The sequence below is a fragment of the Streptomyces sp. NPDC032472 genome (assembly GCF_040636955.1).
Lineage (GTDB): Bacteria > Actinomycetota > Actinomycetes > Streptomycetales > Streptomycetaceae > Streptomyces.
Genome location: NZ_JBEZVK010000004.1, coordinates 176,071 through 188,181, shown reverse-complemented (window position 1 = coordinate 188,181; position 12,111 = coordinate 176,071). Strand labels below are relative to the sequence as shown.

Below are 12,111 nucleotides of genomic sequence, written 5' to 3'. Positions count from 1 at the left end.
CCCACTTCGGTGTGCGGAATGACGGAAAAGCCGGGTTAATACGGCTTGGTGCTATTGGGCGGTACTTTGTGACGCTATCGGGCGTCGCCCTGCGACGTCACATGGTTTTCTGCGTGTTCTGCGTGTTCTGCGTGTTCTGCGTCTTCTGCGTGTTCTGCGTGTTCTGCGCGGCCTGCTGCGCCAGTCGGCGCATGTCCTCGAGGGTGGCCGCCGAGCCCGGGAGCTCGGAGAAGGCCGGAGCCCTCAACCCGTCGAGGAAGAGCTGGAGATGGCGGTGGACGAAGGTGTCCACGTCCATGCAGGTCACGCCGGGCAGCGGGCGGCTGAGCTGGGACAGGGCGACCATCAGGTCACCGGCTCCGATGTCGCCGCGGACCAGGCCCGCCTCCTGGCCGGCCGCCAGCAGGGCCTCGACCGCGGCCGCCAACTCCTCGCGGGCGGCGTGCAGTTCCGGGTGCTCCCGGTCGAAGTCGCCGTCCAGCATGGGGCACAGGGCGCCGATCCGCTCGTCCGCCGCGGCGTGCGTGAAGCGGCACAGCGCGGCGAACGCGTCCGGTTCGGCGGCGAGGGCTTCCCGCGCCCCGGCGGTGACCCGGTCCATGACGAACAGCACGACGTGGTGGACGAGGGCGGCCCGGTCGGGGAAGTGCCGGTAGAGCGTGGCGTTGCCGATGCCGGCCCGGCGGGCGACCTCGTCGAACGGGGCGCCCGAGCCGAATTCCACGAACACCTCGCGCGCCGCCGCCAGGATCCGCTCCCGGTTGCGCACGGCGTCCGCGCGCGGACGCGGAGCCCGCGTGGTCGCGGCGGCGGTGGAGCGCTTCATCGGGGGGCCTCCCTGGCGGTACGGCAGTACGGCGGTACCGGAGTACGGCGATACGGCGTCGTGCGGACCCCGTAACCGGGGAGCCGGTCCCCGCTTCCGGGGACACACGTTCAAACGGGGATCCAGTCCCCGGTTATTTCACCCTCCCGTGTGAGCCGGCTCACACCACCGCTCCCCGTTCGGCCGCACCCGGCGCGCGGGCGCGCCTCCGCCGTCGGAGGGTGATCGCACGGAGTGCAGCCCGGGCCCGGCCGGCTGCCGCGGACCCGAAGGCGATCTCCATGACGCAGACCCGCCACCGGATACGCAAGCCCCGCCGCGCCCGCGCCTACATCGGCCTGACCGCGCTGGCCCTCGGCGTCACCGCGACCGCGAGCACCGGCATATCCGGGCGCGGGCACTCGGCGGCCGGGCCCGTGGCCACGACCGCCGAGGCGGCGCTCGCACCCTGCCGGATCTCCGGCGCGATGGGCGTGCAGATGTCCGAGGGCCTGCCGACACCGCCCGGGTACTCCCGCTCGACCGGCGAGATCCGGGCCCTGAACCTGATGATCGACTTTCCCGACGCCAAGGGCGAGGGCACGGCGCTGGACCGGCTGGCGGAGTTCTTCCCGCAGACCTCCGACTGGTTCCGCACCAGCTCCTACGGCAGGCTCAGCTACCGGGCCGACGCCCCGATCAAGGCCTGGCTGCGGATGCCGATGCCGTTCGCCGCGTACGGGATCGAGCGCGGGTCCCCGTACGAACCGGGCTACCGGCAGCTCGTCGAGCACATCGTGAAGGCCGCCGACAGCGAGGTCGACTTCAGCAAGTACGACCTGGTCAACATCCTGGTGACGCCGAACGCGGGCCCCTCCGCCCTGGACACGGTGCTGTCGGTGACCTTCTCCGGCAACGGCGAGGCACCGGTCGCCGACGGCGTGCCGCTGGCGAACACCTCGTTCGTCTACAGCCGCCAGGACGACGGCTCGGGCTCCTACCGGGAGACCGGCTACCGGGTGCTCCCGCACGAGAACGGGCACGTCTTCGGCCTGCCGGACCTGTACACCGCCGACGGCGGCGGCGCGGTCGGCCACTGGGACATCATGAGCGAGGACTGGGGCGCCAACAACGACCTGCTGGGCTGGCACAAGTGGAAGCTGGGCTGGCTCGACGGCTCGCAGATCAGCTGCGCCTCGGCGTCGGGCGTCAGCGACCACGTCCTGACGCCGCTGGCGGTCGAGGGCGGCACCAAGCTGGCCTTCGTCCCGCTGTCGGCGAGCACCGGGTACGCGGTGGAGGTGCGGACCCGGGCCGGGAACGACGAGGCCGTCTGCAAACCCGGCGTACTGATCTACAAGGTGGACTCCGAGGTCGACACGGGCCGCGGCCCGGTCACCGTCGCCGACAGCGCCTCCGCCAGCGGCGGCTGCACGCGGCGGCCCAATGTGCACGGGGAGCTGTCGGACGCGCCGTACCGGCCGGGCGAGACGTTCACCGACGAGAAGGCGGGCGTCAGCATCTCGGTGGTGGGCGAGCTGCCCAACGGGAGCTTCCAGGTGCGCATCAGCCGGCCCTGACGTCGCCGCGGTACTCCTCCCAGGTCCACAGCAGCTGGCGGCGGGCGAGGACGCCGACGGCGTGGCGCCGGTACGCGGCCGTGCCGCGGACGTCGTCGATCGGGTTGCAGGAGGCGGCCGCGAGGACGGCGAACTGCTTCACGACCGACGGGGTGAGGGGCTTGCGGGATTCCCAGAAGCCGCCCTCGTCGAGCGCGGCCACGAGGAACTCCTCGGCGGTCGTCGCCCGGACCGGAGTCGGCGCCGCCGAGCCGATGCCCGTACGGACGGTGCGGGTCGCCGGGTGCAGGGCGAGGCCGAAGGCGCAGACGGCGATGACCATGGCGTTGCGGGTGCCGACCTTGGAGAACTGCTGGGGGCCGTCCGCGGTGGCGATGTGGACCGCCTTGATCAGCTCGTCGGGGGCGAGGGCGTTGCGCTTGACGCCGGTGAAGAACCGGTCGATCGGGATCCGCCGGGCACCCCGTACGGACTCCACCTCGACCTCGGCGCCGGCGGCGAGCAGCGCCGGGTGGGCGTCCCCGGCCGGGGAGGCGGTACCGAGGTTGCCGCCGACGCTGCCGCGGTTGCGGATCTGCGGGGAGGCGACCGTGCGGGAGGCGAGGGCGAGCCCGGGCAGCGGGGTGGCGAGCTGCTCGAAGATCTCCGTGTACGGGACGCTCGCGCCGAGGCGGACCGTTTCCTCGCCGACCTCCCACTCGCGCAGCAGGGCGATGCGGTTGAGGTCCATGAGGTACTCGGGGCGGCGTAGGTCGAAGTTGATCTCGACCATCACGTCGGTGCCGCCGGCGATGGGCACGGCGGAGGGGTGCGCGGCCTTGGCGGCGAGCGCCTCTTCCCAGGCGGCCGGGCGCAGGAAGTCCATGGTGGCTCGCATTCCTCGGGCGGCGGCGCGGCGCAGGGCAGCCGGAGGACGGGGGGCTCCGCCCTCCTGCCCACCGTCCCACGAACCGCGGCGGCCGGCCTCACACCGGATCGGGAAACGCCGGGGAAGGAAATTACGGGTGCTGCGTCCCGGGCTCGTGCGGTGCATCGAGCTCTTGGGCCCGGTGGGGTGACTGGTTCAGCGTGATGTTCCCGAAGTCGCCGCCTTGGAAGACCCCGCCGTTGAAGGTGCCGCCGCTGATCAAGTTGCTGACCTTCGGGGCCCGGCCGCCCTCGGTCCCGCGCCAGCCCGGGTTCACCTCGTCCAGCAGCGCCGCGAGCTCGCGCACGGCGGCCTGGTCGGTCTCCAGCACCTCGCGCAGCCGGTCCCGCCACGTCTGCTCCACGTCCGCCGCTGCCGCCTCGTTGCCGTCGGCGCGGGCCACGAGGAGTTCGGCGCGGGAGGCGCCGAGTTCGGCCTCCGCTTCGGGCCGCCCGAACAGCCGGCCGAACCGGCCGCTGACCGAGGTCCATGCCTGGGTGGTCATAAGACCCACCAGGGTCGTCGCACCTGCCTGCACCAGCGCTGCAACATCCATGTCCTTCACGCTAACCGGCGGGTTGACGGCCGCGGGGGCGGTTCCGGAAAGTGGGTGACGTGATGCGGATGGGGCGAGAACTGCTGCCGGAGCGGCGGTGGCTCACGGTGCCGGCGGTGCGCACGGTCCTGGGCGTCATCCACAACGTCACCTCGGCGACGCGGCTGCTCGACGTGCTCGCCGTCTTCGAGGGCGACCCCCGGGTACGGACCGTGTTCACCTGCACCGGGTCCTCGGCGCTGGACGGCGGCGTCGCGGAGTTCGCCGCCGAGCACGGGCTTTTCCTGATTCCCTGGGAGGAGGCGCTCGCGCGGGAATTCGACCTCGCGGTGAGCACGAGCCGCGGCGGGGAACTGGAGAAGATCCGGGCCCCTGTCGTCGGGGCGCCGCACGGCGCCGGATACAATAAAAAACTCAGCAGGAATCCGGAATCCGGAATCCGGAATCCGGAATCCGGGGGCGGGGTCGGGTCCGGGGACGGGGCCGGGGCGTTCGGCCTGTCTGCCGAGTGGCTGCTGCACGACGGTGAGGTCGTCCCGTCCGCCATCGTCCTCTCGCACGAGGAGCAGTACGCCCGCCTCGGCCGCCACTGCCCCGAGGCAGCCCCTTACGCGCACGTCGTCGGCGACCCCTGCGCGGACCAGCTCGAAGCCTCTGCGCCTTTCCGTGAGGAATACCGCGAGGCCCTCGGTGTGGGGCCCGGCCGGAAACTCCTCCTGATCACCTCCACCTGGGGCGGGAATTCCGTTCTGGGCGCCTCGTTCGACACCGTGCGCCGGGCCCTGGCCGAATTGCCGTACGACGAATACCGCGTCGTGGCGGCCGTGCACCCGAATGCCTGGTACGGCCACGGGGGCTGGCAGATCCGGAACTGGCTGGAGCCCGCACTGCGCGCCGGGCTGGTCCTGCCGCCGCCGGCCGGGCAGACCTGGAAGGCCGCGCTCTGCGCCGCGGACGTCTTCCTCGGCGACCACGGCTCGCTCTCCTTGTACGCCGCCGCCCGCGGGCTGCCGGGGCTGCTCGCCGCCTTCGACCCGCAGGCCGTCGCGCCGGACTCCCCCATGGCCTGGCTCGGCGAGCGGCTCCCCCGGCTGGACCCGATGCGTCCGCTGGCCGCCCAGCTGGCCGGGGCCGTCGCCCTGCCGTCCGCGGCGGCCCGCATCACCTCGCGCCCCGGCCGCGCGCTCGCCCTGCTCCGCGCCCTGTGCTACCGCCACCTCGGGCTGCCCGAACCGGAGTCGGCGTGCGTGGCCCGTCCGGTGCCGGTGCCGGCGGTGCCTCTGCAGGCCGGTACGGCGGGGCGCGGTCCGGCCGCGCCGGCGCTGTACGTGGACGTCCGCGTCGCCGGCCGCGAGGTCCGCGTACGCCGCTACCCGGCCGAACCGCAGCGCGGCGGCGGCCCCTACCTGGGCCCCGATCCGCACGTGGCGGCCGAAGCCGCCGAGCCGGATCCGCGGCTGCGCGGGCTCGCCGATGTGCTGGTGGCGCGGCCCGGGGCGGATCCGGCGGGCGTGTTCGCCCGCAACCCCGGCTGCGTGCTGGTGGCCGGGCCGGGGCGGCTCGTGCTGCGGTCGGGACGGCAGTTCACGGTGCCGGGCGGGGTGGATCCGGGGGTGGCGGGGTCGGTGCTGCTGGCGGTGCTGGGCGAAGGCCTCGATCCGCAGGGGCCGTTCACGGTCCGGGTCGGGGGTGCGGCCTCAGAGCTACGGCTCGGGGCTGTGGGGGCCGTCGCGTCGGGCGGGGCTGTCGGGGCCGGGGGCGCCGTCGCTGCGGGCGAGGCGGATGCGGGCTTCCTCGACGCGGATGCTGCGCAGTGACGTGTACAGATCCAGGGCCTCCTGCCAGTCGGCCCGGGCGGCCGCCGGGTCACCGAGGGCCTCGGCCGCGTCCCCCCGTACGAGCACGGCGTCGGCCCGGTTGAGCGAGGGCGCGGCGAACGCCTCCAGGGCCGCCGCCAGCGGGGCGAGCGCCTCGGCGGGGTGGCCGGCCGCGAGGCGGGCCATGGCCTGGCGCAGCCGGGTCTTGGCCGCGTTCTGCGTGTCCGGCTCGGGCAGCGCCAGGAACGCCTCCAGCGCCTCGCCGAGCAGCGCGGCGGCCTGCTCGTGCTCCCCGGCCGCGCTGGCCGCGTTCCCGCGGTGGTACGCCAACAGGGCCCGCCCGCGCGGGTGTTCCGTATCGCCGAGGGCGGCGAGGGCCTGCCCGTACAGCTCCATCGCCGCCCGCGGGTCCCGGCGGGCGGCCGCGATCCGGCCGAGGCCCTCCAGGGCAGAGGACTCGGTGCGCGGGTGGCCCCCGGCGCGGCGGGCGCTCTCGCGGGCCGCGTCGTAGTGGGCCCGCGCCTCCTCCAGGTCCTCGGCGGAGCCGCGGTCGGTCAGGGCGAAGGCCAGCTCGAAGTGCATCCGGGCCAGGAGCAGCCCGTCGGCTGCGGGGTCGCCGGCCGCGGTGTCGCCGGCCGCGGCGACGGCGAGACGGGCGATGCGGATCCACAGGGTGTGGTGGCCCCGGTCGAGGAACAGCCCGTGCACCGCCTCGGCCAGCAGGCACAGCTGCCCGGGCTCCGTCTGCGGGAGCTCGGCGACGGCCAGCAGGTTGTGCCGGTCGGGCTCCAGCGCCGCCAGGGCCTCGGCCTTGTCGGCGAACACACCGGCCGGGGCGCCGGGGCCGGAGAAGAGCGCCCCGAGCCGCCAGCGCCCGGACAGCCGCAGCTCGGCGGCCGCGGCCCGGCGCACGTACCAGTCGACGACGGCCCGCAGCAGCCCGGGCGCCTCCGGGTCGGCGGCCGCGAGGAGCTGCGCGTGGCCGTGCACGACCCCGTTGAGGCGGGAGCGGCCCGGCCCGGACCGCTCCAGCAGCCCGGCCGCGTACAGGGGCCCTCGTACGCCCGGCGCCAGCTCGTCCGGCAGCGCGTCGGCGAACTCGGCCGTGGGATGCGCCCCCAGGAGCCGGAACCCGCGCTGCACATGGGGCTCAAGGCCCTCGTAGGCGAGGTCGAAGACGCGTCGCGGCATGTCGAGCGCCTCCAGGATGTTCTCCCGCGCGATGCGGGCGGCCAGCCCCTCGACCCCGTCGGACACCGGGTCCGCCGCCCGGGCGGCGGCGATCCGCACGACGTACGGCAGCCCGGCGGAGGCCCGTACGACCGCGTCGAGCGACGGGCCGTCGGGACCGGCCGCGTCCCCCAGGACCGTCCGGAACAACTCGGCGCAGGCCTCGGCCCCCAGCTCGGGCACGGCGAGCCGGACCGGCAGCCGCCCGGCCGGATCCTGCTGCTCGATCGCGGAGAGGCGGAACCGGCTGGTGACGGCGACCATGCTGCCGGGATGGCCCGGCTCGAGCCGGCTCACCTGCGCCGCCGAGACGACCCCGTCGAGCACCACCAGACACGCCCGGTCGGCGGTCAGACTCCGAAACCGCGCCGCCAGCGCGTCGGGAGTCGCGGGCAACTCGGCCCGCGGCGTGCCGAGCACCCCGATGAACGACTCCAGCACGGCCGCGTCCTCGACGCCCTCGCCCATGGCGGCGTAGAACACCCCGCCGGGGAAAGCCTCCTTGGGCTGCTGCTGCGCCCAGTGCAGCAGCAGCCCGGTCTTGCCGACCCCGACGGTGCCGTGCAGCACCACCAGCACCGGCGCGCTCTGCCGCTCGCGCCCGGCGAGCACCGCATCGAGCCGCGCCCGGGCCTCGTCCCGATCGACGAACCCGTCGGGCCCGAAGGGCAACATCCGCGGCACAACGGAGCCGAAGCCCCCGACGAGCGGGCCGCCGACATCCCGCCCCATCACCACGGGCCCGTAGAAGGTCCCGCCCGAAATGCTGTTCCGCACATCACCCGATCCCGAGTACGCCTCCACGCCGCGCAGTCTCGCAGCAATTCCCGAACTGGCCCACCCCGATGGCCGATTACCCTCCCTGACCGCGCTCCCACGGCACGACCGCGGGCCGCCGAAACCACCACCACCCGACGGGGGCGGCCACGTCGGACCGGAGTTCGAGCCCTCTCAGGAGCTCACCGGCGCAGTCCTCCTCGGTTGCTTCGGCGAAGCGCCCGTCCAGGGTCTCCAGCGCCCGACCGAGCAGCGCGGCAACATCACGCGGCAGGCGGGGCGCGTCCTCCGCGAGGCAGTCGCGGGCCTCCAGCCGCTCCCGGTACAGAGCGGCGGGGTACCAGCCCGACGGAGCCCACCCGGACTCCATCTGCCGGACAAGCCGCTCCCACACCACCAGCGAGCCCGTCACGGACCTGAGCAGCCCGCTGTCCGACCGCCCGCCCACCGCCGCCACGAATCCCTCGGCCACAGGGGTGGCGGGCCGCTGCTCCCGCACGATCTCCTCGAACCACGTCACCGCCGCCCGCGGCAGCTGCGGCACCGGCGCCTCGACCGCGGTGACGGTGAGCACGGGCGGCTCGTCGTCGGACAGCTCAAGCCGGGCCCGGGCGACGAGCCCCTCCGGCGTCACGGCCCAGTAGGCACTGGGCGGCGCCTCCACGGCGGGATACAGCACCGTGCTCCCCGCAACCTCCGCGAACCGCGCGGCAAACTCCGCCTCAGTCGGCCGCGGTCCGACCACATCCTGAACGTAAATGCTCAACGACCAGGCGAAGTCCCCAAGGACACCCACGAATTCACACGAGACGTCCGCATCCCAGTTCCGCAGCTCGGGATCCCCATCGGCATCGGCAACCTCCACCGCCCCGACATCCACCCCAACCCCCCGCGCAACCGCAACCCCCATCCCCTCAACCCGAAGCCGATCCACAACGAGCAGGTTGTACGTCACGGGGCCATCGCCTCCTGCACTTCCGCGAGCCACCGCCGAAGCCGCCGCGGCGGAAGCACGCAGAGTCCCAGTGCAACAGCGGCCTGCTTGAGGTCCGCATCCGAGGCATGGGCGCCCAAGAGGTCACGGATCTCCTCCGCCGCTCTTCGGCGGTCGCTCTCCGAAGCGCCTGAAAGGTAGTCGGCCAGCGCCTCCTCATGCGACGCGTACTCGCACAGGCAGTCCTGGTGGAAGTACGCCCCCAGCAAATGCGCCAGCTCCGGAAAGCGCTCACGTTCGGTCAGTGCCCTCGCCCCCTACGGCCCAGGATCGCCTCTCCCCTCAAGGCCTGATCCGTGGCGCAAGTATCTCCGCTTACGGATCAGTCACCACCCGCTACACTGGCGGCGGTGGCCGGGCCTGTACCGGTTGCCGGCACGCCTTCGTAGCTCAGGGGATAGAGCACCGCTCTCCTAAAGCGGGTGTCGCAGGTTCGAATCCTGCCGGGGGCACCAGATCAGAGGGGGGTCACATACCGATTTCGGTATGTGACCCCCCTCGGACATCTATGCCTGACATCAACGGCGGCGGTCAGGGGCGGTTGGGCCGTCTCTTGAGCAGCCGGTCCATGTGGCTGATGGCCTCGCGCTGCGTGTCCTGGACGACGTGCGTGTATACGTTCATGGTGACGCTGATCTGGCTGTGTCCGAGGATCTCCATCACGACGCGGGGCGCGACGCCGGCGGCCGTGAGGAGCGTCGCGGTGCCGTGGCGGGCGTCGTGCAACCGGATCACGCGAAGCCCGGCGGCCTGCGCAACCCGGGTGAAGGAGCGGTAGACGTTCCGCGGCTCGACCGGGCGACCACTCCGAGTGACGAAGACATGCCCGGAGTCCTCCCACTCATCCCCCGCCTTGGCCCGGATCTCGGCCTGCCGCATGCGGTGCCAGCGCAGCGGAGCAACGCACAGCCCGGGGAGCGGGACGACCCGGCGCCGGCGACTCTTCGGATCCCCGTCGTAGAGCACCCCGCGTCGGCGCTGGGTCTGGTTGCGGACGTGGAGGACCCTCTTGTCGAGGTCGATGTCCGACCACCGGAGCCCGACGATCTCCCCGCGCCGCAGGCCCATGGCGATGGCGAGGACGAAGGCCGCGTAGAGCGGGTCCCGGCGGGAGGCGGCGAGGAAGTCGAGCGTCTCGTCCAGCGACCACGGGGACAGCTCCCGCGAGGCTGCCCGGGGCGGCTCGACCAGCTTGGCCACGTTGCGCGTGATCAGCTCCTCCCGGCACGCCGCGGAGAGCGCCGAGCGCAGCACCCGGTGGGCCTCCTTCGCCGTGGCGGCCGTGGTCCGCGCCTCCAGCCGCTTGAGGAAGCCGCGGACGTCGGTCACGCCCAGGGATTCGAGCCGCTTCGAGCCAATCATGGGTTCCAGGTAGAGACGGACGTGTGCCTCGTACTTCTCGTACGTGGCGGGGGTCCGCCGGGGCGGCTGGATGTAGTGGTCCAGCCAGTACGGCAGCCACTCGGATAGCTTGGCCGACCGCGTGGGCACGGGCACGCCCTGGTCCACCTTGGCGAGCAGCTCTCGACGCTTGGCGTCGCACTCGGCCCAGGTCTTGCCGTAGGCGAACTTCCGAGCGCGGGTGCCGTCGGGCTGGAGGACGTAGACGGCGGCCTGGTAGCGGCCGTCCTTGCGCTTGGTGATCGTCCCGGCGCCGTTCGGGTTGCGCTTGCGCGGGGTGGCCATCAGGCGGCCTCCTCGATCTCGTGGTCGATGAATTTCCGGACGGCATCGGCGGGGATACGGCGGGCGCGGCCGATGGTGATGGAGACGAGGCGCCGGGAGCGGATGAGGTCGTAGACGGTCGAGCGACCGAGCTTGAGCCGCCCCATGACCTCGGGGACGGTCAGCAGCTCGGGGGTGGCGGTGGTCATGACGCGGCTCCTTCCAGGGCGAGTTGGTCGGACAGGGCTTCGCGGGCGGTCTGGCGGTTGAGCTGGATCCCGCGGGCGATGGTGGCGGCGAGGACGGACTCCCCCGGGCTGTGGCCGTGGCCGGCGTACTGCCAGGAGGCGAGGACGAGCACGGTGTCCGGCTCTACTGCGTCGAGCCCGCGGGCTTCGCGTTCCTGGGCGGCGCGGTAGTCGGCGCGGGTCTGGCGGAGTGCACCGAGGGTGGTGGAGTACTGGCGGGACTTGGTGGAGAAGTGGCCGCGGAAGCCGAGCATGTGGGCCCAGGCGGCGAGGCGGCGGTCCGGGTAGAGCGGGTCCAGGTCGAGGCAGGCCACGATCAGGCGGGCGGCGTGGTCGGGCACGTCGAGAAGGACGAGGGCCTCACGATTGCCGATCCGGCGGTCGAGGGTGCCCGTGTTCTCGGCTGCCTTGGTCGCGTACTTGGCGACGTAGGAGGCGACGGCCTGTTCGGTGATGTCGGAGCCGTCCCCGAAGGCCTTGATGGGGCGGACGTCGAGCTGCATGCCCCACCGGAAGGTGCGGGCGGGCTGGTCGGCGGCAGCCGGGACGGTGACCGAGGTGTAGGAGTGGGCGACCGAGGCGCGGATCGAGCGGTCGAGGAGCTCCGTGGTGGCCCAGGCGGGCGGAGGGCTGGCAGGTCCGTCGGGGCCGTCGATGCGGATCACGGCGTGGAAGTGGATGGCGCCACGTTTTTGGAACTCAGCGACCTTGCCGTAGGAGAGGCGGGCTTCCTCCCTGAGTTCGCGTTGGGTCAGTCCGGCGTAGGCGGCGATCTCACGGCGCAGGCGGGTCGTGAAGCGTTGCCACAGCTGTCCGGCGTGGTTGTTGAAGAGGACGGCGGCGGCGTAGTCGTACGTACTCGGGTCAAGGGCGGTGCCGAGTTCGGGCGCGTCCTCCTGGTGGTGCTTGCCGCAGCGGCATGGACGGCCGGCGGGGCGGTTGTGGACGGGGCCGAAGGACGGGGCGGTGAGCGTGGCGAAGACGCGGGGGTGTTCGCGGACGGTGGCGGGGATGTCGCGGCGGTCGTCTCCGGCAAGGCCGGCACGGATGAGGTGGTAGGTGTCTCCGGCGTAGGTCCACGCACAGGCTGGGCAGCGGGAGGCACGGCGGTTGCCGCAGGCGATCCGGAGGCGGGCGCCGGGTTCGTCGGCGGTCGAGTAGCGGTGCAGGATCTCGCCGGAGGTCTTGTCCTTGGCGACGGTCCAGCCGGTGATGTGGATGGGATCGGAGCAGCCGCCGGTGCGGCGGATCTGGTCTTCCCACCGGGCGTAACCGGGGGCCCCGGCCACCTTCAGCATGTCGCCGAGGAGGCCAGGGTCCAGGTCCGCGGCGGTCGCGGGGTTGGTCACGCGATCACCGCCCGGCGTGCCCGGCGGACGGAGCGGTGGCCGGTGCCGTGGCAAGTCGGGCAGTGGGCGGTGATGGTGCGCAGGGCGCCCGTACGGTCACGGCCGCCGAGGGTGATGTGCACGGCGGAGAAGCCGTCGCAGTCGGGGCAGACCTGGGCGGGCGAGGCAGTGGGCTGGTCCATG

12 protein-coding genes and 1 tRNA gene are annotated in these 12,111 nt (G+C 73.2%); 3 read left to right on the top strand and 10 right to left on the bottom strand.

What is annotated here, in order from left to right:
- Nucleotides 1–97 precede the first annotated feature (97 nt).
- Nucleotides 98–826: a helix-turn-helix domain-containing protein gene (locus tag AB0F11_RS04135; RefSeq protein ID WP_362168139.1), complete on the bottom strand. Its 729-nt coding sequence runs from the start codon at nucleotides 824–826 to the stop codon at nucleotides 98–100.
- 281 nt (nucleotides 827–1,107) lie between these two features.
- On the opposite strand from AB0F11_RS04135, the gene AB0F11_RS04130 reads away from it, so the two are divergent.
- The gene (locus tag AB0F11_RS04130) at nucleotides 1,108–2,385 is read left to right on the top strand and encodes a M6 family metalloprotease domain-containing protein (protein ID WP_362168136.1); all 1,278 of its coding nucleotides are present in this window, start codon (nucleotides 1,108–1,110) and stop codon (nucleotides 2,383–2,385) included.
- On the opposite strand, the gene AB0F11_RS04125 is transcribed toward AB0F11_RS04130, so the two are convergent.
- The gene (locus AB0F11_RS04125; protein ID WP_362168133.1) at nucleotides 2,372–3,250 is read right to left on the bottom strand and encodes a xanthine dehydrogenase family protein subunit M; all 879 of its coding nucleotides are present in this window, start codon (nucleotides 3,248–3,250) and stop codon (nucleotides 2,372–2,374) included. The two genes, AB0F11_RS04130 and AB0F11_RS04125, sit on opposite strands and share 14 nt — an antisense overlap.
- A gap of 133 nt (nucleotides 3,251–3,383) precedes the next feature.
- Nucleotides 3,384–3,848, bottom strand: coding sequence for a hypothetical protein (locus tag AB0F11_RS04120; RefSeq protein WP_362168130.1), 465 nt, complete (start codon nucleotides 3,846–3,848; stop codon nucleotides 3,384–3,386).
- 68 nt (nucleotides 3,849–3,916) lie between these two features.
- Between AB0F11_RS04120 and AB0F11_RS04115 the strand changes: the two genes are divergently transcribed.
- Nucleotides 3,917–5,665 carry a hypothetical protein gene (locus tag AB0F11_RS04115; RefSeq protein WP_362168127.1) on the top strand — a complete coding sequence of 583 codons (1,749 nt, stop codon included), beginning with the start codon at nucleotides 3,917–3,919 and terminating at the stop codon, nucleotides 5,663–5,665.
- On the opposite strand, the gene AB0F11_RS04110 is transcribed toward AB0F11_RS04115, so the two are convergent.
- The 3 genes from AB0F11_RS04110 to AB0F11_RS04100 all read right to left on the bottom strand — a co-directional run bounded on the left by AB0F11_RS04110 (nucleotide 5,552) and on the right by AB0F11_RS04100 (nucleotide 8,884).
- Entirely contained in the window at nucleotides 5,552–7,672 is a 2,121-nt protein-coding gene (locus AB0F11_RS04110; RefSeq protein WP_362168125.1) for an NB-ARC domain-containing protein, read from the bottom strand. The two genes, AB0F11_RS04115 and AB0F11_RS04110, sit on opposite strands and share 114 nt — an antisense overlap.
- A 76-nt stretch (nucleotides 7,673–7,748) precedes the next feature.
- Nucleotides 7,749–8,351, bottom strand: a complete 603-nt coding sequence (locus AB0F11_RS04105; protein ID WP_362168124.1) for a hypothetical protein — start codon at nucleotides 8,349–8,351, stop codon at nucleotides 7,749–7,751.
- A 272-nt stretch (nucleotides 8,352–8,623) separates the two neighbouring features.
- Nucleotides 8,624–8,884 carry a contact-dependent growth inhibition system immunity protein gene (locus AB0F11_RS04100; protein ID WP_362168208.1) on the bottom strand — a complete coding sequence of 87 codons (261 nt, stop codon included), beginning with the start codon at nucleotides 8,882–8,884 and terminating at the stop codon, nucleotides 8,624–8,626.
- Nucleotides 8,885–9,045: 161 nt separating this feature from the next.
- Here AB0F11_RS04100 and AB0F11_RS04095 point away from each other — a divergent pair.
- Nucleotides 9,046–9,121: transfer RNA gene (locus tag AB0F11_RS04095), tRNA-Arg, on the top strand.
- Nucleotides 9,122–9,197: 76 nt separating this feature from the next.
- Here the strand turns inward: AB0F11_RS04095 and AB0F11_RS04090 are convergent.
- The 4 genes from AB0F11_RS04090 to AB0F11_RS04075 are packed head-to-tail and all read right to left on the bottom strand — an operon-like array spanning nucleotide 9,198 to nucleotide 12,110.
- Nucleotides 9,198–10,352 carry a site-specific integrase gene (locus AB0F11_RS04090; protein ID WP_362168122.1) on the bottom strand — a complete coding sequence of 385 codons (1,155 nt, stop codon included), beginning with the start codon at nucleotides 10,350–10,352 and terminating at the stop codon, nucleotides 9,198–9,200.
- Complete coding sequence (locus AB0F11_RS04085) at nucleotides 10,352–10,540, bottom strand: helix-turn-helix domain-containing protein (RefSeq protein ID WP_361712978.1); 189 nt, start codon at nucleotides 10,538–10,540, stop codon at nucleotides 10,352–10,354. The genes AB0F11_RS04090 and AB0F11_RS04085 overlap by 1 nt, the downstream gene beginning before the upstream one ends.
- Nucleotides 10,537–11,928 (bottom strand): replication initiator protein RepSA, encoded by a 1,392-nt coding sequence (gene repSA, locus AB0F11_RS04080; protein WP_362168120.1) that lies wholly within the window; start codon nucleotides 11,926–11,928, stop codon nucleotides 10,537–10,539. Before repSA ends, AB0F11_RS04085 begins: the two co-directional genes overlap by 4 nt.
- A complete protein-coding gene (locus AB0F11_RS04075; RefSeq protein WP_362168117.1) occupies nucleotides 11,925–12,110 on the bottom strand; it encodes a hypothetical protein in 186 nt (61 codons plus the stop codon). The genes repSA and AB0F11_RS04075 overlap by 4 nt, the downstream gene beginning before the upstream one ends.
- Nucleotide 12,111 lies beyond the last annotated feature (1 nt).